Below are 19,322 nucleotides of genomic sequence, written 5' to 3'. Positions count from 1 at the left end.
CCTGGTTCTTGACGAAGTCGGTGATGACTGGGATGACGACCGGCTTGCCGCTGTAAGCCTGGATGCCGCAATAGACTTGGTAGAGCCAGATCAAAATACCGATGCAGATGCCGGATGTTACAACCGTGACGATGCCCAAAATCAACGCCTGCATGTTGTGGGACTTGATAAAGGGTCTATCTTTCTTGTCGGGCAGGAATAGTATGATGATGACCGGCGTCAGCGGCGAAAAGACATAAGACAGCAATGCCCACAGCTTGTCATCGCTGGTCACTTCGCCCATTGAACTGCCACCCATTTGTTCGCTCATCGTTTAGTTCTCCTTTGTTGTGAAAGTTGTTTTTGTGAACCGGAACAGGGCCGGATTGGATGTGATTGTAGCATCCTCCGACGTGTTTGCAAGTCACCTGAAGTAACACCGCTTTTTACCTTTGGATACGTTTGTAGGGCGAATTGGCAATTCGCCCTACTCGTTGTGCCAACTCGCCCGGCTCTATGCTAAAATCGGCGCTATGACAAGAATCGTCTTCATGGGTTCTCCCGAATTTGCCGTGCCAAGTTTACAAGCCATTGCCGAGTCAGTCGTCGGCGTCCTCACCCAGCCGGACAGGCCCGCCGGGCGCGGGCGCGGGCTCACGCCCTGCCCTGTCAAACAAGCCGCCGACGAATTGAACCTGCCCGCCATCCAACCCGAACGCCTGAGTGAGGCGATGGACCAATTGCGGGCCTGGGCGCCGGACGTGATTATCGTCGTGGCCTTTGGCAAGATTCTCAAGCCGGATGTGCTTGACCTGCCGAAACAGGGTTGCCTCAACGTTCATGCCTCACTCCTGCCCCAATATCGCGGCGCGGCTCCCATCCCCGCCGCAATTTTGGCGGGCGAAGTCAAGACCGGCGTAACGCTGATGAAAATGGATGTTGGCCTGGACACCGGCCCGATGCTGGCCCAACGCACCGCGCCCATTCTGCCCACCGACTCCGCCGCCCGCCTGGCCAAGCGCCTCTCCTTCCTCGCCGCCGACATTTTACACGACCGCCTGAGCGAATATCTGGCCGGGACGCTGGAAGAAATTCCGCAAGACAACTCGCTCTCCAGTTACGCGCCGCAACTCAAAAAAGAGGATGGCTTGCTCAAGTTCACCGACGACGCGGCCGCGCTCGACCGCCGGGTGCGGGCCATGAACGACTGGCCGGGCGCGTTCTTCCATCTCAACGATGAACCATTCAAGGTCATCCGCGCCCACCCCCGGCTCGACATCACCACTACCCCCGGCCACGTCATCAAAGTGGACAACCTGCCGGCCATTGGCGCCGCAGAGGGTGTGCTGGTGCTGGACGAGATTCAGCCGCCCGGCAAAAACGCCATGCCCGCCGCCGACTTCCTCAACGGCAACCCGAAGTTCATCGGCACACAACTTGGGTGATTAAACCGGGCACACAACTACGCAAAGCATTTGGTGTTGACTCAGCTAAACCCCTGGGCGCGACGCGGAGCGGCCAAATCGCGCTACAACGCCTCTAAACCAAAAGGACACCTATGAACACCAAAGCATTGTTGGCAGAACTGATCGGAACTTTCACCCTCACCTTCATCGGGGCCGGCGCCGGGGCGCTGGCCGGCTCCAATGGCGGCGGAATCGTGGCTGTAGCCCTGGCGCACGGCGTGGCCCTCATGGTCATCGTCTACGCCTGGGGTTCGATCTCCGGCGCCCACGTCAACCCCGCCGTCACCTTTGGCCTGGCCCTCACCGGCAAGATCAAGTGGCCCGACGCTGTCGGCTACTGGATCGCCCAATTCATCGGCGCCATCATCGCCGCCTTCCTGCTGGCTTACGTCGTCGGCACGGGCAGCGGCCTCGGCGCAACCACCGGCTCGCTCACTTCTTCTGATCCGGTCAAAACCATCGTCGTCGAAGCCGTGCTCACCTTCTTCCTGGTGACCGCCGTGTTTGGCACAGCGGTGAGCGGGCGCAACGGGGACGCCGCCGGTTTCGCCATTGGCTTTGTTCTGCTCATGGACATTTTGATGGGCGGCGCGCTCACCGGCGCTTCGATGAACCCGGCCCGCACCCTCGGCCCGGCGCTGGCTACCGGCGACTTGTCGTACTTCTGGATGTATCTCGTCGGCCCGTTCATCGGCGCGGCTGTGGCCGCCTTGCTCTACGACAACTTCTTCCGCAAGTAGAGACGACCCGGCGGGTCGTCTCTACGACCCATTCCAACACCAGTGAAACTTTCAACCGAGATTCTGATCCTCGGCGGCGGCGCGACCGGCCTCGGCGCAGGCTGGGACGCCGCCCTGCGCGGCTTCAAGACTCTCGTCCTCGAAAAGGGCGACCTCGCCCACGGCACGAGTGGCCGCTATCACGGCCTGCTCCACTCCGGCGGACGCTACGTCATTCGCGACCCACAGTCGGCCAGCGAGTGCGCTCACGAGAACGCCCTCTTGCGCAAGATCATGCCGTCGGCCATTGAAGACACCGGCGGCTACTTCGCCGCCACCCCCGCCGACCCCGCCGACTACGCCGATCAGTTCGCCGCCGCCTGCAAAACCTGCCACGTCCCCGCGAACGAAATTCCAGTCACCCAGGCCCTCAAACGCGAGCCACTCCTCAATCCAAACCTCAGCCGCGTCTTTGAAGTGCAGGACGCCGCCTGCGACTCGTTCGACGCTTTGCACCTGCTGGCCGGAGCGGTGAAGTCGGCGGGCGGCGAGGTGTTTCTGCGCCACCGCGTCACCGAGATTCTCAAGTCGGGCGACCGGGTTGTAGGAGTGGCCGGTGAGGCGCTAAAGACGGGTGAACCGTTCACCATCTACGCCGATCTCATCCTCAACTGCTCCGGCGCGTGGGCAGGCAAGGTCGCCGAGATGGCTGGATGCAGTGTGAAAGTGACTCCCGGCAAGGGCGTGATGATCGCCATGAACAGCCGTCTGGTCAACACCGTGATCAACCGGTTGAAGCCGCCGTCTGACGGGGACATTTTGGTTCCGGTGGGAACCGTCTCTGTCATCGGCACCACCGACACTGCCGTGCCCGACCCTGACAAGTACGCCATCGAAGATTGGGAAGTTGACTTGCTGATGGAAGAAGGCGAACAACTTGTTCCCGGATTCAAAGAGCATCGCGCCCTGCGGGCCTGGGCCGGGGTGAGGCCGCTTTACGATCCCGGTGGCGCCGACTCGCGGCTGATGAGCCGCGCCCACGCTTTGCTTGATCACGAAACGCGCGACGGTGTGCCTGGATTGCTCTCGATGGTCGGCGGCAAGTTCACCACCTTTCGCCACATGGCCCAACTGCTCGTGGACGCCGCCTGCGCCAAACTCAACGTCGAGCGCAAATGTGTCACGGCGGACACCCTCATCGAGCCGCCCGGCGCAAAATTGCATACGCTTCCCAATCGTCTCGCCGCACTGGAACGACCACTTGACGACCCGACCACTCGACCACCTGACCCGGTGATTTGCGAATGTGAACTCGTCACCCGCTCCCAAATCGAGTCGAGCCTTCGCGAGTCCGGCTCGCCCATCCTCAACGACTTGCGGCGCGATTTGCGTCTGGGCATGGGCCCCTGCCAGGCCGGCTTCTGTGCTTATCGCGCGGCAGGCATCATTCGCGAATACTTCAACGACCACTCGACTACCGGACCACCCGACCCTTTGACCAACTTCCAACTCTTACAATTTCTCCAAGAACGCTGGAAGGGCGAGCGCCCGGTGATGTGGGGCCACAGCCTGCGCTCGCTCGAACTCGACCTGCACATCTACCACAACATCCTCGGCGTCCAAAACCTGCCTACCGAACGCGAAATGGAAGTGTATCCGACGGAGAAGACGAGCTAAAGAATCCCAAAATCCCAACTTCCAAAATCCCAATTGGCAACGCTTGGGGTTTTGGGTTTTTGGGAGTTGGGATTTACCTTATGGTATACGATCTCCTCATCATCGGCGCCGGTCTCTCCGGCCTCTTCGCCGGTTGCCTGGCGGCGCGGCGCGGCAAGCAGGCCTTGATTCTGGCGCGCGGCCTCGGCGGCACGCACGTTGGCACTGGCACGATTGACGTGCTGAGTGAACTTACCTCACTCGACAAACGTCAAACGACACTTGATCATCCTTACGGCCTGGCCGGTTCACACGCGCTTCTCGCCGCCCTCGATGAACTCAAGACCATCTGCGCCGAAGCGGGCTATCCTCTTCACGGCGATCTCAACGCCAACTTTCGCCTGCCAACTGCCGCCGGGGCGACTCGCCAAACCTGCCTTGCGCCTGAAACCATGATCGCCGGCGACCTCAGCCGCCCCCAGCCGTTCACCCTCGCCGACCTGCCGGGCTTCCGCGATTTCAATGCCAATTTCGCAATCGTCAATCTCCAGCCGTCAGTAAACAGTTATCAGTTATCAGTTATTGGCCTTCCTATTCCTCACGCTCCAACACACCGAGACGCTTACGCGACTGACCTGGCCCATCTCTTCGACCGCGCCGATTATCGCGAACAACTCATTGAAGTTTGGCGGCCATTGCTGACACATGCGCCAAAACGAATCGGCCTCCCGGCTATTCTCGGACTCGATCACGCGGTGGAAGCCAAACGCCATCTCGACTCGGCGCTCGGCATTGAACTGTTCGAGATTCCGGTTCTGCCGCCGAGCGTGCCGGGCATGCGGCTCTTCGATATTTTGCGGAACGATTTTCAAGCGCGTGGCGGGCGGATCATCATCGGCCCGACCGTGAGTGGCCGCATCGAAAACAAACGCGCCACTGTCACCGCCGACGCCAACGGGCGTAAACGGGAATACGAAGCGGAAGCCATTATTTTGGCGACGGGTGGTTTTCTACACGGCGGCCTCACCGGCGAATTTGGCGGCGCAATCCGCGAGTCCGTCTTCAATCTCCCCGTCGCCGCCCCGTCCACTCGCGCCGATTGGACATCCGAAGTCTTCCTCGGCCCGCACCCTTTTGCCAAGTTCGGCGTGCAGGTCAACAAGCAACTACAGCCAATCGGCAAAGATGGCAAGCCGGTTGCCTCCAACCTGCGCGCCGTCGGTAGTCTTCTCGCCGGAGCGGATCGCCTGAGTGAAGGCTCGCGCCAGGGCATTGAGTTGGCGACGGCTTACCGAGCAATTGAGTTGTTATGATTGTGCCGCCTGTGAACTCTATCCCCCTCACCTCCGACCTCTGCATCAAGTGCAACATTTGCACCTCGGCCTGCCCGGTGGCAACCGTCACCGATTTGTTCCCCGGCCCCAAAGCCGTCGGGCCGCAGGCCCAACGCTTCCGCGACCCGCACCTGCCCTCGCCCGACAAGTCGCTTGACTACTGCTCGGCCTGCGGCGTTTGCTCGCTCGTCTGCCCGCACGGCGTGCAAATTGCGGAGATGAACGCCATCGCCCGCGCCGGGATTATGAAACGCGACGGCCTGCCGCTGCGCAACTGGCTGTTGGGGCGGTCGGAACTGTTGGGGAAGCTTGGTTCACCCTTCGCCCCTTTTTCCAACATCCCGCTCAAGATTCCGCCTTTGCGAAAATTGGTTGAGTGGGTGCTGGGCATTGACGCCCGCGCTAAATTTCCAACTTTCTCGCGCGAAACGTTTCGCGGCTGGTTCAAGAAAACTCCGGCGGCAGGGCGAATGATCGGGGCGCGAAAGGTATTGTATTTTCACGGATGCGCCACCAACTATTACGAGCCACGCATTGGCAAGGCGGCCATTGAAGTGCTGGAGCGCAATCAAATCAAGGTAACGGTGGCCGAGCAGAACTGTTGCGGCCTGCCCATGCAGTCGAATGGCGACTTTGAATCAGCGCGAGCGTATGCAAGGAATAACATTCGCAAGCTGGCCCCCTGGGTGCGCGAGGGCTACGTCATCGTCGGCACGTCCACCAGTTGCACGCTGGCCATCAAGCACGAGTATCAGGCCGTGCTGGGCATTGACGATCCCGACCTTGAACTGGTGACAAGCAATACTTATGACATCTTTGAATTTTTAGAGATGCTTGATGAGGAAGGGTTGCTAGACACGCGCTTTGTGCGCCGCAGCGAGAAAGTGGTCTATCACGCACCGTGCCAGCAACGCACGCATGGGTTTGGCCGCCCCGCCGCCGACTTCCTGCGCCGCTTCGGCTTCACTGTCGTCGAGTCTCGCGCCGACTGCTGTGGCGTGGCCGGAACCTACGGGCTGAAGAAAGAGAAATATAATATTGCCGCCGCTGTCGGCCAGCCCTTGTTCAACCAGATCGCCCACGAGAAACCGGAGCGAGTGGTCTGTGACTCGGAAACCTGCCGCTGGTGGATCGAAAGCCACACCGGCAAAAAGGCAGTTCACCCGATTGAGGTGATGGCAGAAGCGTACAAGGGCAGAAAGCAGTAATCAGTGGGCAGTAGTCAGTGAGCAGATAGCACTGACCGCCGACCACTGAACACTGAACACTGATGAACATCCTCGTTTACGGCGCAGGCGCAATTGGCGGTTACATCGGCGGGTCGTTGATCCTGACCGGGCATCATGTCACCTTCATCGCCCGCCCCGGCCAGGCTGAAGTTCTCAACAAGCGCGGCCTCGCCCTTTTCTATCGAGACAAGGCATACAAGGCGCAACCGCTTCTCACCGTCACCAACCCGGCTGAGGCATTGACCGGCGACAATTACGACTGCATCATCATCGCCCTCAAATCGTTCGACACCGAAACCGTCATTGCCGATCTCAAAGCAATCGGCAAACCGCCGCCCATCCTCTGCCTGCAAAACGGCGTGGACAACGAGCCAAAGCTGGCCGCCGCCTTCGGCGCAGAAAATGTGCTCGCCGGGACGGTGCTCACAGCGGTTGCCAATCCAAAATCCGGCGTGATCGTTGTGGAAAAGAAACGCGGGGCGGGGATTGTCGGCGGCCACCCCTTGAGCCAAAGGCTGGCCGCCGCCCTGTCAAGCAGTGGCGTCTTCACCAAACTTTATCCAAACGCCGAGGCAATGAAGTGGACAAAGCTGTTGACCAATTTGATGGGCAACGCCACTGCCGCCATTTGTGACGTATCCACCGAAAAGGTATTCACCCATCCGGGGTTGTATGCGATTGAGATAGGCGCATTGAAAGAGGCATTGGCTGTGATGAGGGCCAAAGGGTTGGCCGCCGTTGCTCTCCCCCGCTCGCCAACTTTGCAATTGGCCTTTGCCTTGCAATATCTGCCGCCCAGGTTGTACCAGCCCGCGTTTCGGCAGGCGCTGGCCGGTGGCCGGGGAAAAAAGAAACCGTCGTTGCATCTCGACTTGATCGCCGGCAAGGCTCGCACCGAAATCAGCTACCTCAACGGCGCGGTTGCCCGCCACGCCGAAGCGCTCGGTCTTCGTGCACCTATCAACCATGCTCTCACTGAAATGCTCGAAGGGATTGTAGCTGGGCGAATTTCCTGGGACGAGTATCGCGGCAAGCCGGATAAGCTGGCGGCGGGGATTCTGCAATGAGGAACACTTCTTCTATCGGGCAGATCGGCGAAGTGGCTGTCATGCAAAAGCTGATAGAAGCCGGCTGGCAAGTGTTAATTCCCTATGGCAATTCTGCGCCTTACGATCTTGTCGCCGAAAAAGATGGGCGAATGATCCGCTTGCAAATTCGGACGACCCATGCCAAAGGCAACTTCATCAGCATCAATTGTCGCGCGAAAAACAACCGTGTTCGTTTTCAACCGGGCCAATTCGAATTTCTGGTTGTTTACGAGTTGGATAGTGAAACCGCCTTTGTTGTTCCTGCGGTGGAAGTCAAAGGCAAAGCAGTGTTTCATATTCGCTTACTGCCGTCACGCAGTGGGCAGGTTCGCGGCACTCACCCTGCCGAAGAATACCGCGAGCGTTGGGATAAGTTGGGTATGGTATAATGCGCCTCGGTCGTCGGGGCGTGGCGCAGCCCGGCTAGCGCACTTCAATGGGGTTGAAGGGGTCGGAGGTTCAAATCCTCTCGCCCCGACCAGAGACTGCCTGTGATAAATCATCACAGGCAGTTTTCATTTCCATCAAAAATCAGTTATCATCACCCGCTACATCCGCTGAATCCGTTTTCAAAGAGGAGCCTGCCTTGCCTACGAAAAGCGCCGTAAAAAACGCCGTCAAACGCCCCCTCACTGCCGAAGACCTATACACCCTGCAACTGGTCGAAGACCCCCAAATCAGCCCGAGCGGAAGTCATGTCGCCTTCGTCAAAGTGACGACCGACAAGCTACAGAACAAGTACAAGCGCAATATTTGGCTGGCCGACCTGACCGGCAAAGCGCCGCGCGTCCGCCAATTCACTTCTGGCGACAAGCTCGACCACTCGCCGCGCTGGAGTCCCGACGGCCAAACGCTGGCCTTTGTCTCAGCGCGAAATGACGCGCCTCGCGCGCAAATTTACCTCATCGGCCTGAGCGGCGGTGAAGCCCGGCCCATCACCTCAATGCCAAACGGGGCCGCCAATCCGGTTTGGAGTCCCGACGGCAAACGTCTCGCCTTCCTCTCGCGCCTCAATGCCGAAGAGCGGGCTAACGAGGACAGCGGCAAAGAAGAGCCGCCGCCGCAAACCGATTTGGAAGCAAAGCATCGAAAAGAAATCAGGGAAGACAAAGAGAAGAAGAAAGCCGATCCGCGCGCGATCACTCGTTTTCCATTTCGCACCGGCACCGAGTTTTTCGACGATCGCTTCTCGCACATTTACGTGATGGACGCGCCCGCCGAGGGCGAGACGGCCAAGCCTCGCCGCCTCAGCGACGGCGATATGAACTTCAACGAGATCGAATGGTCGCCTGACGGCAAATCCATTTACTCGATTCAATCTCGTGACCCGGATTACGATCCCTGGCATCAACAAGATGTCGTTCGCTTCAGCTCCACCGGCAAACGCAAATCGTTCGTCTGGGTGACGAAGACCGATCGCGATTACTTCAACATCAAGGCTTCGCCGGACGGCAAGTGGCTGGCGACTCTGCGGCATCCGCGAACCGGCTCGTACGGCCAGTCGGTGCATCTGGCGATTTTGCCCGCCAAAGGTGGCCCGGCTCGCGACCTCACGTTGAAGTTGGATCGGCAGGTGGAGGCCATTCACTGGTCGTCGGATTCGAAATCGTTGTACTTGCAGGCAGGCGATCATGGGAATGTGGAAATCTACCGGGTGACGATCAGCGGCGGCGACCCCGTGAAAGTGATCGGCGAGCGGCGGATGGTGACCGGGTTCACCGTCTCTGAGTCTGAAACCGTCGCCTTCGTCGCCTCTTCGCCTGAGCGGCCAGCAGACGTTTACGTCCGGCGAAATCGAAAAGAAGAACGCCTCACCGACTTCAACAAGAAATTGCTCGACGAGGTTCACGTCGCCCAAGCCGAAGACGTGAGCTTCACCGCGCACGACGGGCGGCCCATTCAAGGCTGGGTGCTGAAGCCGATAGGTTTCAAGAAAGGCAAGAAGTATCCGCTGGCGGTGAACATGCACGGCGGGCCGCACGTGATGTGGGGGCCGGCCATGCCCAGCATGTGGCTGGAGTGGCAACTGCACGCGGCGCGTGGTTACGCCGTGTTCTACTGCAACCCGCGCGGCTCGGACGGCTACGGCTCCGAGTTCTCGTCCATCATCACCGGCGACTGGGGGAGCGACGTGATGCGCGACATTTTGACGGGCGTGGAGACGGTGGCGGCGCTGGGCTTCGTGGACTCGAAGCGCATGGCCCTGACCGGCGGCAGTTATGCCGGCTACATGACGGCCTGGATTGTGAGCCACGACAATCGCTTTGCCTGCGCCTGGTCGCAACGCGGATTGTATAACGTGATCTCGATGTACGGCGTATCGGACATTCCGTGGTTCACAGAGCGCGAGTTCGATGTGACCATGCCTTACGATGCGCTGGATAAGTGCTGGGGCCAGTCACCGCTGGCTTACGTGAGAAATATCAAGACGCCGCTGGCGATTGAACATCAGGAGAATGATTACCGTTGCCCTGTCTCTGAAGCCGAGCAACTTTATACTGCCCTCAAGCGGCTCAAGCGTGAAGTCGTGTTCTACCGCTACCCGCGTGAGGGCCACGAGATGAGCCGCAGTGGCGAGCCGCAGCACCGGGTGGACCGGTTGAACCGGATGGTGGGGTGGTTTGATCGATATTGCAAGAAGAAAAGAACAGTGGATTAATCGAATTTAGCGGACGCGATCCGTTTAATCGGCCAATCCGTTACTCCCACAAATGAACAACCAATCCATTCAACTCGACTGACTGCCGAACCAGGTTCTGCCAAGAGATCGCGCTTGCTCGATAAAAAATTGGCGAACTTGCTCCCAAGGCAAATTGATAAGCAGTTCCGGTTGCAGATCACGATCGGCATTCTCGAACAAAACCAAACTTTCTACCGCCATCAACTCGAAATCGCGGGCATAGGGCATCCAACTTCATTAATCCCACATCAACAATCGAAGCTACCTGCACACCTTCCACATCATCAGTGGGTGTAAGAAGCGAGTAGCCATAGCCGAAGAACCCCACGTGAACATCCTGCACTCGTAATAACAGATTGCCGTCTGCATCTTCCAAAGCTTGAGGGGCCAGCGGCGTGAGCGCCTGCAAAATCTCCTGCCGTGTTGTACGGGTCACTTCATCAGAGGCAGAGAAAAAATCGAAATCTACTGAACGCCGATGCCCCAACCTCAAGGCCAGGGCTGTTCCGCCCGCCAAATAAAAGCGCCGAGCAAAGGGACGTTGCCCAACAAATTGCAATATCTCTCGCATTTGAGAGGTAATGGTTTCCCAGTGAACCGGGTTTAGTGAGGCCATATCTGCCCTTCGTCTGGGCGGAGCCGCCGGGCGGCTGGTAATTCAAGCAGTACACACCACAAGTTATAACGCCGCCAGGGCAAACGGCGAGCGCCCAACTGCTGAACCCAGTTAGTGATACTCGCCCGCCCATAATGGTCAAAAAGCCAGCGCAATTCACACCGGTCGCCATTAGCCAGCACACGCTCAATTACCAAATCTGCATGTTGCGCTGGATCGATCCGCTCCAGAACATATTCTTGAAAACAAGGGGCCAAACTGAGCGGGATACCTGCGGCGGTCTTTTCGCCGACCGGTTGAAGTGATTGGTTCATGGAAATAAGTTTACACCACTCTGCGCCAATTAATGCTAAAATACCGCCCATGAATAAGTATTGCCTGCTCACCCATGCCACCGCTTCGCATCACCACCATCATCACAATGGTCATTTCAGCTTGGGCTGAACGCGGCAGTTTGTAGAACTTCGACGGCGTAGGCTCTCTGGCCTGCGCCGTTTTGTTTTAGAGATTGGGGATTAGACGCTTCGCGTGGAGATTGAATTCTCCAATCCTCCCAATTCTCTAATCATCAACAACCATGAAAACTAAAATCCCAACCGTCAAAGGCGCACGCGATTTTTACCCGGAGCAGATGGCGCTCCGCAACTGGCTGTATGCCAACATGAAGGCCGTCTCGCAAAAGTATGGCTACCAGGAATACGACGGGCCGTTTCTGGAAACGCTGGAGCTTTACGCCGCCAAGAGTGGCGAAGAGTTGGTCAAAGAGCAGGCCTTCGTCTTCAACGATCGGGGGGGCGAGCAGATCACGCTCCGGCCCGAACTGACGCCTTCGCTGGCGCGCATGGTGGCAAGCCGGGCCGGGCAGTTGCCGCGCCCGATTCGCTGGTGGAGCTTTGGCCCGATGTGGCGCTACGAGCGCCCGCAAAAGGGCCGCTCGCGCGAATTCTTCCAGTGGAACATTGACCTGCTGGGCAGTGACTCGATAGAGGCCGATGCCGAGATCGCCGCCATCGGTGCTGAATTCTTTCGGCTCGTCGGCCTCACGCCGGCCGAAGTCAAAATCCAGATCAACAACCGCAAGCTGATGGCCGAGCAGATCGCCGCCCTGGGCATTGGCGACATCAAGCCCGCCTTGCGCCTGATTGACCGCATTGACAAACTCTCGCCGCAAGCCTGGGCCGAGTACGGCGTTGCCCAGGGGTTGACGGCTGAACAAACATCAGGCGTTCGCGCCCTGCTGGCCGACAAAGACTTGTGGCGCAAGTCCGACGAGTTGGTGAGGTTCTTTGCCATCCTTGAAACGATGGGTGTGGGCGAGTATTTCGAGTATGAGCCGGGCGTGGTGCGCGGCCTCGACTACTACACCCGAACGGTGATGGAAGCCCGCGACCGCGACGGCGAGTTTCGGGCCATCCTCGGCGGCGGGCGCTACGACAACCTGGTGGCCGACGTGGGCGGCGACCGAATTTCGGGTGTGGGCTTTGCCCTGGGCGACATGGTGATCGGCCTGGTGGCGGCCAAATACAATAAAGTCCCCGCCTTTGCCAAGTCACCGGCCTCGGCTCTGGTGACAGTTTTTGGGGCCGACAGCCTGAATGATTCCCTGAGTGTCGCCCGCGACCTTCGGGCCGCCGGTTTGGCCGTCGAGCTGTTCCCCGAGCCGGTTAAACTGGACAAGCAGCTAAAATACGCCGATTCTCAGGGCATCCGGGTGGCCGTCATTGTGGGGCCGGACGAGGCGGCGGCAGGCCAGGTGACGGTGAAAAACCTGGCCGCCCGGACGCAGGTGACGGTTAAACAAACAGAGGCGGCGACAACCATCCGCCAAATTCTTGAAGGGCAATCGGGTTCGTGATAAAATCCCCCTGCTAAAATGGTGCCTGTAGCTCAAGTGGTTAGAGCGCCACACTGTGGATGTGGATGTTGTGGGTTCAAGTCCCATCAGGCACCCTTGCCCGCGTAGCTCAATGGATAGAGCACTTGACTTCGGATCAAGGGGTTGCGAGTTCGAGTCTTGCCGCGGGCGCTGTCTCCAAAAGTAAAGACGTAGACAAGTAAACAGGGGTGCAGGTAGGTATACAAGTGAGGCCACTTGTTTACCTGTTTCCCTTTCTACTTGCCTACTTTCCTGCCATGCGCCGCACCCGACAACTGCTTTACAGTGAAGAAACCCTGCGCCTTGAACTGCTGACCACGCCCCTCAACAAACTCGGCCTGGCGGTTGAAAATTCGCCGCTGTTAAGCGAAGCCGTTCGCATCGTCCGGGCCGACATGGCCCGGATGAGGATCAACAAGCTCAAGCCGTTCTATTATCTCTCCACCGGCTACGGCACGATTGAAGGCACCACCAACATCTGCTTCGGCTTTTACGACACTACCGAACGACTGCGGGCGCTCAACAAGGAATTCCGGGGCTGGGCTTACACACCCGAGGAAGTGATTGCCACCGTCCGCCACGAAGTGGGCCATGCCTTCGCTTACGCTTACAAGCTCTACCGCCTGCCCGAGTTCCGCGAAGTCTTCAACGTGCGCGGCCACTACTTCCGCACCTATCCAATGACCGATCAGTACATTCGCTACGTCAATCCCTGGAGCCGCGACTACGTCAACCCTTCGGGTGACCACTATGCCCAAAAACACCCTGACGACGATTTTGCCGAGACGTTCATGGTCTGGCTCACGCCGCGCCTGAATTGGCGCAAGAAGTGGCGCAACTACCCCGGCGCGCTCCGCAAGCTGGAGTTTGTGGACAAGATTGTGCGTGAGTACCGCAACCAGGAACCGCTCATCGAAAACATTCCCAACGAGTATGAAGGGTTGTCGGAATACAAAATGACTCTGGCCCAGTTCTTCAAAGGCCGCCCAACCTACTACCGCAAAAACGCCGCCGGTTTTGTTGACCCCGATCTTAAGTACATCTTCCGCGCCCGGCCCAAACTGCGAAACGGCCAGAAGATCGAGCGCGGCTACATTCACGCCGACAACTTTCTACGCCGGAATCAGCGGGTCATCGTAAACCGCGTCAGCCAGTGGGTGGGCGTGGCGCCGTTCGTCGTCAACGACTTGATCCTCAAATGCCGCCAGCGCGCCGACGATCTTGATTTATGGTTGAAGCGGGACGAGCAGGAAAAGAAGCTGGTGGAGTTTACGACTTACGTTTCGACGCGATGCGCGTATTTTGAAGTTTGGGGGACTTACTTTCCATGACAAGGAGACAAGGTGAAGGGGAGACAAGGCGATCTCCTTGTCACCTTGTCTCCTTGTCTCCCTGTCTATTGCTGACCGACTCGTAAACTTTGACAATCCGCTCCGCAATCAACGGCCAGGTATATTCTTTGGCATACTCGGCGGCCCTGGCCCCAAGCCGGCCACGCAGAGTCGGGTCGTGGATGATCCATTGCAAGCGGTCGCACAGGGCTTCGGGGTCGCGGTCGGGCACGTGGAAGCCGGTCTCTTCGTCCCGCACCAGAAACGCCAGCCCGCCCACCTCGGAGGCAATCACCGGCGTGCCGCAGGCCATGGCCTCCAGCGCCACCATGCCAAATGACTCGTAGTGTGAAGGCATAATAACTGCCTGCGCTGAAGCGTAGTAATCGTTCAGCGAGTCTTGATCGCGCTTGCCCAGGAACGCCACCACATCGCCGATTCCAAGTTCGTGCCGCAAAGCTCTTAGTCGTTCCATTTCGTCGTTGTCGTGAGCCGTGTCCTCTGAGGCGTCGCCGCCGATGATAGAGAGGCAGAGATGCGACGGCATGGCTCCGCGATCGCGCAACAACTTCATCGCCCGAAAGAGCGTGTCCACGCCTTTGAGCGGCTCAATGCGGCCCACGAACAACAACATGGTGTCGGAGGGCGGCACGCCGATGCGAGACTTGGCTTCGGCCATTGAAAGGGGGTGGAACATGGTCAGGTCAACCCCCGGCGGGATGATTTCCACCTTGCGGGTGTTGGCCTGCATGAGCATTTGCATTTGCGCCTTCTCGGCCTCGGTGGCGGCAATGAGGCGGTCGGCCCAGTGGACGATCTCTTCTTCCATCTCCAGACGCAGATCGGATTCGCGATCCTCGGGCCGCTGGGCGATCCGGTTTTTCATCACGCCCAGAGTGTGGGCCATGTGAACGAAAGGCACGTTCCAGAACTTGCGAAGCTCGTGGGCCACCACCCCCGAGAGCCAGTAGTGCGAGTGAATCAGGTCGTAATGCAGGCCTTCCAGCGCCGCAAACTCGCGCACCCCGCCCACAAACTCAGGCAGGTAGCGATAGATGTCGGTCTTGGCCATCGGGCGCTCCGGCCCGGCCGGGATATGCACCACCCGGTTGCCGTTGCCCAAGTCGTGCTTGACGTGCGGCTGGTGCTCGTCCTGCGAGCGGGTGAACACATCCACCCCAATGCCGCGCCGCCCCAACTCACGGCTCAGGTCGCGGACGTAGACGTTCATGCCGCCGGTGTCTTTGCCGCCGAGCGTTGCCAGCGGACAGGTGTGAACGGAAAGCATGGCTATTCGCATGAGGGCCATTATAAGTTAGAGTGCGCGAAGCGGTTAGAGTCAGCGTGTGTGAGGCGCGAGGCAAAGAAAAGCCGGGGTGAATTACCCCGGCTCATTCCTGTTTGCGTTGACTGGTTGGCTATGTGTTTTTGGCTCTTCTACGCCACCAAAAAACCGCTAAGCCTACAATCACCAGAACAACTGCGATCCAGGCTATTGTCCTTTGCAGTTTTTCCCTCTGCTCTTGTGCCTGCCGAGCCTCTTCAGCCGCACGCGCTTCTGGCGAAAGATACTGAAGCGGCACTTTCAGTTTGAGAATAGGTTGATCTTTATGCCCCACCAAAAGCGGCGTGAGAATAGAGATTGGCCCTGTGCTCTGAGTATGTTGCAGATATACGCCGCTATCGTCATGTGCCCAACCCGCAACAGGAGAAATGAGATAGATGTCACGATTGGGATCCAACGTTCGAACGATCAAGTTTCCTGTGGTGTCAACAATCTGGGAGCCCTTTGCCAACAATTGGCCATCATGGGATGGCAAAGGATCGTCATAGTAATACTTACCTCTGAACTTAGTATAGGGAATCTGATTGTCTTGAAGAAAAGCAAGAAGAGCCTCATCTTCTCCATCGCCCCCCTGTCGAGTTGAAGGCGGCGTCAAAGCATAACTACCTAATGGATAGTCTTTGAAATCAACTGCCAACGCTACAATTATCGGATCCCGTTCGTCTGCCCCATAATAGATTACAGCGGCCTGTTGGATGGCAGGCAATGCTCTAAAGAAGTTCGCCTTTCCGGCTATCCACTGTAAAGGTGTTTGTGTTCCGTCCGTCACGTCATATGCCCAAAATTGCCGTTGTTGAACTCCGCCGCCAGCAGTTTGCAGGATTAATGTACCTGAAAGCCAGTAAGGGCTGAAAGCCGGTAGTGATTTTTCTTTACCTGTTAGCAGATCCCGTAGCCAGTAACCTCTATCATCCGCGTAAACCATATACTTCCCGTCGGGCGATGTGCTATCCAGGTATGGCGCATGACAGTCCGATACAACAACTTCGACGTTCGGATCTTCTGGTGGCTGGCCGCATGGTGGAAACAAGCGCCAATACAACCAGCTACAACTTATCACAATAAGCATTCCGAGGGCGGCACACCCACCCACAAATGTTTTCTTTGCGCTCATACGGTCACCTTTGGCCAACATCAGGGCGCTATCGTTCCACCGCCAAAGTCATCTATGACCGTAGAATTGTTTACACTGATGAACCACAGGCCAACATAACCGCCGTTGGCATAGTAAGGCCAGCCAGTCACATCGCGCGTCGCCAGCAGTGTGCCGTTACGGTAGACTTCCACCGTGCCATCCGCCTTGGCTCTGGCTCCAAGCCGGTCGCTATTGACGAACGTCACCGGAATATCCGCCCCGCGTTGTACCCAGCCCTGGGCGCTCGTGTAAGTCCACACCTGCACCCGATGGCCCGCTGCATCGTACCACACCTCAATCACCCCCGCCGTGAATGTCGTGCTCGATTGCGACTTGAGCAGGAGGTCGTGCTCCACCCCGCTTGAATAGAAATTGCTCAGGGTAATATAGGCTTCCTGGTTCGCGCCGAACGAAGTTGGGTTCCAGAAGATGTAGCCGTTGGAAGTGACGTTGAGATAGTTGGCGTTGATGGCATAACTCCCGGTGTTGCCAGACCAGTTACTGCCAATCGAGCCATTGGCCCGGTTGAAGTTATCCAGCACGCCGGTTGAGGGGAAGTTGCCGGATATAGTTGGGGTTGGTGTCTGCGTCGCTGTCGCAGTTGCGGCTGATGTGCTCGTTGCCGTCCTTGTCGCAGTAGCAGTCGGTGTGCGCGTTGCCGTTGACGTCGCAGTAGCGGTTGGCGTGGCGGTTGCAGTGTAAGTATTCATCGGCGTAGACCCGCTGCCAGAGGTAATTTCGATGAAGTCAATCTTGTTGTTGCTCGACCCGGTCGCGTTGCTCACCGTCAACTTGCCATCGGCTACCGTCACCTGCGCTGTGCCTTCTATCCATCGTATTGAGGTGGTAGGCGTGCCGTTCACCACCAGCACGTTTTCTACGTTAATCTTGTAAACGCTGTTGTAATAGTTGGGGTCCCCGGCCACCAAGTGGACGATGTAAGTCCCGTTCGGCACTCCAATCTCCCAAGTAAACGTCCCGCCGCTTTGAGTATGAATGAGCGTGTCGTACCGCTGGTCGGGCGAACTGGCCGAGTTACGGTCGCGGGTGTTGGCGCTGTTATCCAAATTCCAGCCGTAAGTGTAGCCATTGCCGCGATTGCCGTAGACTGCGCCGCTGTCAACGAGGTAGCCGGCAGGTACAGGGGCGGAGGCGGGTTGGAAGTTGATGTTGATAGTGGTTCCACCTGTGGTTGTGTTGGTGGCGGTTGGGGTGCGTGTTGCGGTAGCAGTTGGTGTCGCCGTAGCGGTAGAGGTTGGCGTAGCAGTGGCCGTCGATGTAGGTGTAAAGGTAGGCGTTGACGTTTGAGTGACGACGACTTGCAACGAATCACTGACCACAAAACCACTGCTGTCCGTAACTGTCAACACGACAGTGTAGGCGCCGGGAAGCGTATAAGCGTGGACTGGAATGAGTGTGCCTTGGGCGGTTGCTCCATCGCCGAAGTTCCACTGATAGGTGTGTGTGTCGCTTGGATTAATGTCTGTTACGCTTCCAGCAAAAGCCGCCGACTCGCCTACATTTGCAGTTTCGTCTGGTCCGGCCTGAACATCAGGTGGATAAGCTACTTCACTGCTGGCATTCGGGACGGTCAACGTCACTGTTAGCACATCACCTAATTGAACTGCGCTCTGCTCAAAAAACACTGGGACAGTCGCTATTGAGTCGGACAACAACCCTACCAAAGTGTAATCGCCAGAACCAGTGCCTTTGATAGTCAGGGTATAGTCACCAATCATCGAGTCAAAAATCACCAAATCGGCTTTGCCTCCAACAGGGTGTTCGTAATAACCCAGGGGAATTTCAGTGAATGTCTGGTTAGTTGACGGATCATGTCCCAAATGCCGCCCTGCCGGATCGGTAATCAACAACTCAATTGGGCTAAAGCCTGTGACCGTCAGTGTACGACCACTACCGTCTCCCTGTAAGAAGTCGTTAAGAGGGTTAAGAGGCGTTGTGAAAGGAGGCACCAGGCCGGTAAGAATCTGACCGATCACGAGTTGAGACTCAGGATACATTGGGAGATTGACATGCATCTCTGGCCGCGTGTCAGGGTTAAAGGTCCCAGGAGCCTCTGGGTAAAAAAGGCTATGGTCTTGATAGCCAGGCCAAAGATCGGCAGCCTGAGCGCTGTAGGCTGGCACAGTGCCATCACTATCCCCAACATTTGCGGCTCTTACTACTCCATTCCACCATAAGCCATTTATCTTAGGATGGTTGCTGGAACTCACTTCATATTGCACATCAGCATCCAATCTATCATTGTAAAGCACATGTAAGTGGTTAAAGCTACCAAGGCGACTAAGCAAAGTGTCAAGACTTGACGGATCGTTCAACCCCAGAAAAGTTGTGGTTGGGTTGGCATATGGATTGCCCTGAAACCTCCAAGGATCATCGTCTTGATTGGCAGGAGTGAGATCTAACAAGGGGTTAGACAATCGCCCGTCTGAAGACGATGGATAGGGATAATTTATTGTGGAGTCAAACAGGTAAGCTGGATCGTTTGAGCCAGGGACGGGCAATGTCTGAGGTAACCCTATAAGCTCACACTTTGTGTCGTGTAGAATATCAAACTTATCCTGTGAAGACAAGAAAGGGACAGGTTTGGGGAGAGGGGGACCTACCGGCAACTTGATTTGGTAATATGGGCAATTTGGATTGTCTAGGCTCTTCCAGTAGAACCCGATGTCAAACAATTGCTGCAAATCATCTTTTCCGGCCTTTATACCTCTCGTTTCGAGCAAATTTAAGTTGTCAAAACCGAATTATCAGCCAACGAAGTGTAGATCGCAGGCGACAAACGCAAGCACGACAAGATCGTTTCCAATAATGATGGCAGAGGCGCGAGATACTTGGAGACGTTCCCTT

The 19,322-nt window shown here is 57.3% G+C and carries 16 protein-coding genes and 3 tRNA genes; 13 read left to right on the top strand and 6 right to left on the bottom strand.

Translation table 11 applies throughout. The features are described from left to right. On the bottom strand, positions 1 to 310 hold a 310-nt coding region (locus tag HYZ49_06485; GenBank protein ID MBI3241923.1), incomplete at its 3' end, for a hypothetical protein. 202 nt (positions 311 to 512) lie between these two features. Here HYZ49_06485 and HYZ49_06480 point away from each other — a divergent pair. The 9 genes from HYZ49_06480 (at position 513) to HYZ49_06440 (ending at position 10,130) form a co-directional block, all read left to right on the top strand. After that, positions 513 to 1,424 (top strand): methionyl-tRNA formyltransferase, encoded by a 912-nt coding sequence (locus HYZ49_06480; protein MBI3241922.1) that lies wholly within the window; start codon positions 513 to 515, stop codon positions 1,422 to 1,424. Positions 1,425 to 1,537: 113 nt separating this feature from the next. Then, positions 1,538 to 2,185, top strand: coding sequence for an aquaporin (locus HYZ49_06475; GenBank protein ID MBI3241921.1), 648 nt, complete (start codon positions 1,538 to 1,540; stop codon positions 2,183 to 2,185). A gap of 42 nt (positions 2,186 to 2,227) precedes the next feature. After that, positions 2,228 to 3,841 carry an anaerobic glycerol-3-phosphate dehydrogenase subunit A gene (gene glpA / locus HYZ49_06470; GenBank protein ID MBI3241920.1) on the top strand — a complete coding sequence of 538 codons (1,614 nt, stop codon included), beginning with the start codon at positions 2,228 to 2,230 and terminating at the stop codon, positions 3,839 to 3,841. 80 nt (positions 3,842 to 3,921) lie between these two features. Beyond that, complete coding sequence (glpB, locus tag HYZ49_06465; protein MBI3241919.1) at positions 3,922 to 5,133, top strand: anaerobic glycerol-3-phosphate dehydrogenase subunit B; 1,212 nt, start codon at positions 3,922 to 3,924, stop codon at positions 5,131 to 5,133. Further along, complete coding sequence (locus HYZ49_06460; GenBank protein MBI3241918.1) at positions 5,130 to 6,362, top strand: anaerobic glycerol-3-phosphate dehydrogenase subunit C; 1,233 nt, start codon at positions 5,130 to 5,132, stop codon at positions 6,360 to 6,362. Before glpB ends, HYZ49_06460 begins: the two co-directional genes overlap by 4 nt. 62 nt (positions 6,363 to 6,424) lie before the next feature. Further along, positions 6,425 to 7,450 carry a 2-dehydropantoate 2-reductase gene (locus HYZ49_06455; protein MBI3241917.1) on the top strand — a complete coding sequence of 342 codons (1,026 nt, stop codon included), beginning with the start codon at positions 6,425 to 6,427 and terminating at the stop codon, positions 7,448 to 7,450. After that, on the top strand, positions 7,447 to 7,860 hold the full coding sequence (locus HYZ49_06450) for a hypothetical protein (protein MBI3241916.1): 414 nt from the start codon (positions 7,447 to 7,449) through the stop codon (positions 7,858 to 7,860). The genes HYZ49_06455 and HYZ49_06450 overlap by 4 nt, the downstream gene beginning before the upstream one ends. Positions 7,861 to 7,874: 14 nt before the next feature. Next, positions 7,875 to 7,952: transfer RNA gene (locus HYZ49_06445), tRNA-Pro, on the top strand. A gap of 105 nt (positions 7,953 to 8,057) precedes the next feature. Then, positions 8,058 to 10,130: a S9 family peptidase gene (locus HYZ49_06440; protein ID MBI3241915.1), complete on the top strand. Its 2,073-nt coding sequence runs from the start codon at positions 8,058 to 8,060 to the stop codon at positions 10,128 to 10,130. A 178-nt stretch (positions 10,131 to 10,308) separates the two neighbouring features. On the opposite strand, the gene HYZ49_06435 is transcribed toward HYZ49_06440, so the two are convergent. After that, positions 10,309 to 10,767 (bottom strand): nucleotidyl transferase AbiEii/AbiGii toxin family protein, encoded by a 459-nt coding sequence (locus HYZ49_06435; GenBank protein MBI3241914.1) that lies wholly within the window; start codon positions 10,765 to 10,767, stop codon positions 10,309 to 10,311. Further along, positions 10,755 to 11,132 carry a hypothetical protein gene (locus tag HYZ49_06430; protein MBI3241913.1) on the bottom strand — a complete coding sequence of 126 codons (378 nt, stop codon included), beginning with the start codon at positions 11,130 to 11,132 and terminating at the stop codon, positions 10,755 to 10,757. The genes HYZ49_06435 and HYZ49_06430 overlap by 13 nt, the downstream gene beginning before the upstream one ends. Before the next feature lie 212 nt (positions 11,133 to 11,344). Between HYZ49_06430 and hisS the strand changes: the two genes are divergently transcribed. The 4 genes from hisS to HYZ49_06410 all read left to right on the top strand — a co-directional run bounded on the left by hisS (position 11,345) and on the right by HYZ49_06410 (position 13,974). Beyond that, positions 11,345 to 12,622, top strand: a complete 1,278-nt coding sequence (gene hisS / locus HYZ49_06425) for a histidine--tRNA ligase (GenBank protein MBI3241912.1) — start codon at positions 11,345 to 11,347, stop codon at positions 12,620 to 12,622. A 21-nt stretch (positions 12,623 to 12,643) separates the two neighbouring features. Then, a tRNA-His gene (locus HYZ49_06420) sits at positions 12,644 to 12,717 on the top strand. Positions 12,718 to 12,720: 3 nt separating this feature from the next. Continuing rightward, positions 12,721 to 12,793, top strand: a tRNA-Arg gene (locus HYZ49_06415). Between the two features lie 107 nt (positions 12,794 to 12,900). After that, positions 12,901 to 13,974 carry a hypothetical protein gene (locus tag HYZ49_06410; protein ID MBI3241911.1) on the top strand — a complete coding sequence of 358 codons (1,074 nt, stop codon included), beginning with the start codon at positions 12,901 to 12,903 and terminating at the stop codon, positions 13,972 to 13,974. 40 nt (positions 13,975 to 14,014) lie between these two features. Here the strand turns inward: HYZ49_06410 and HYZ49_06405 are convergent, their stop codons facing one another. From HYZ49_06405 to HYZ49_06395, 3 genes are all read right to left on the bottom strand, one after another. Then, positions 14,015 to 15,274 (bottom strand): glycosyltransferase, encoded by a 1,260-nt coding sequence (locus HYZ49_06405; protein ID MBI3241910.1) that lies wholly within the window; start codon positions 15,272 to 15,274, stop codon positions 14,015 to 14,017. Between the two features lie 118 nt (positions 15,275 to 15,392). Next, on the bottom strand, positions 15,393 to 16,433 hold the full coding sequence (locus HYZ49_06400) for a hypothetical protein (protein ID MBI3241909.1): 1,041 nt from the start codon (positions 16,431 to 16,433) through the stop codon (positions 15,393 to 15,395). 20 nt (positions 16,434 to 16,453) lie between these two features. Continuing rightward, positions 16,454 to 18,193 carry a PKD domain-containing protein gene (locus HYZ49_06395; GenBank protein MBI3241908.1) on the bottom strand — a complete coding sequence of 580 codons (1,740 nt, stop codon included), beginning with the start codon at positions 18,191 to 18,193 and terminating at the stop codon, positions 16,454 to 16,456. Positions 18,194 to 19,322 lie beyond the last annotated feature (1,129 nt).

This window comes from Chloroflexota bacterium (assembly GCA_016197225.1).
In the GTDB taxonomy this organism is placed as follows: Bacteria; Chloroflexota; Anaerolineae; order Anaerolineales; family VGOW01; genus VGOW01.
The sequence above is the reverse complement of the archived record's forward strand: the minus strand, read 5'-3'. Positions and strand labels throughout refer to the sequence as shown.

Excerpts from the sequence above, each read along its gene's own strand:
- HYZ49_06480 (MBI3241922.1), top strand. The coding sequence starts at position 513 with ATGACAAGAATCGTCTTCATGGGTTCTCCCGAATTTGCCGTGCCAAGT.
- HYZ49_06475 (MBI3241921.1), top strand. The coding sequence starts at position 1,538 with ATGAACACCAAAGCATTGTTGGCAGAACTGATCGGAACTTTCACCCTC.
- glpB (MBI3241919.1), top strand. The coding sequence starts at position 3,922 with ATGGTATACGATCTCCTCATCATCGGCGCCGGTCTCTCCGGCCTCTTC.
- HYZ49_06460 (MBI3241918.1), top strand. The coding sequence starts at position 5,130 with ATGATTGTGCCGCCTGTGAACTCTATCCCCCTCACCTCCGACCTCTGC.
- HYZ49_06455 (MBI3241917.1), top strand. The coding sequence starts at position 6,425 with ATGAACATCCTCGTTTACGGCGCAGGCGCAATTGGCGGTTACATCGGC.
- HYZ49_06450 (MBI3241916.1), top strand. The coding sequence starts at position 7,447 with ATGAGGAACACTTCTTCTATCGGGCAGATCGGCGAAGTGGCTGTCATG.
- HYZ49_06435 (MBI3241914.1), bottom strand. The coding sequence starts at position 10,767 with ATGGCCTCACTAAACCCGGTTCACTGGGAAACCATTACCTCTCAAATG.
- HYZ49_06430 (MBI3241913.1), bottom strand. The coding sequence starts at position 11,132 with ATGGGCGGTATTTTAGCATTAATTGGCGCAGAGTGGTGTAAACTTATT.
- hisS (MBI3241912.1), top strand. The coding sequence starts at position 11,345 with ATGAAAACTAAAATCCCAACCGTCAAAGGCGCACGCGATTTTTACCCG.
- HYZ49_06410 (MBI3241911.1), top strand. The coding sequence starts at position 12,901 with ATGCGCCGCACCCGACAACTGCTTTACAGTGAAGAAACCCTGCGCCTT.
- HYZ49_06405 (MBI3241910.1), bottom strand. The coding sequence starts at position 15,274 with ATGCGAATAGCCATGCTTTCCGTTCACACCTGTCCGCTGGCAACGCTC.
- HYZ49_06400 (MBI3241909.1), bottom strand. The coding sequence starts at position 16,433 with ATGAGCGCAAAGAAAACATTTGTGGGTGGGTGTGCCGCCCTCGGAATG.
- HYZ49_06395 (MBI3241908.1), bottom strand. The coding sequence starts at position 18,193 with ATGATTGGTGACTATACCCTGACTATCAAAGGCACTGGTTCTGGCGAT.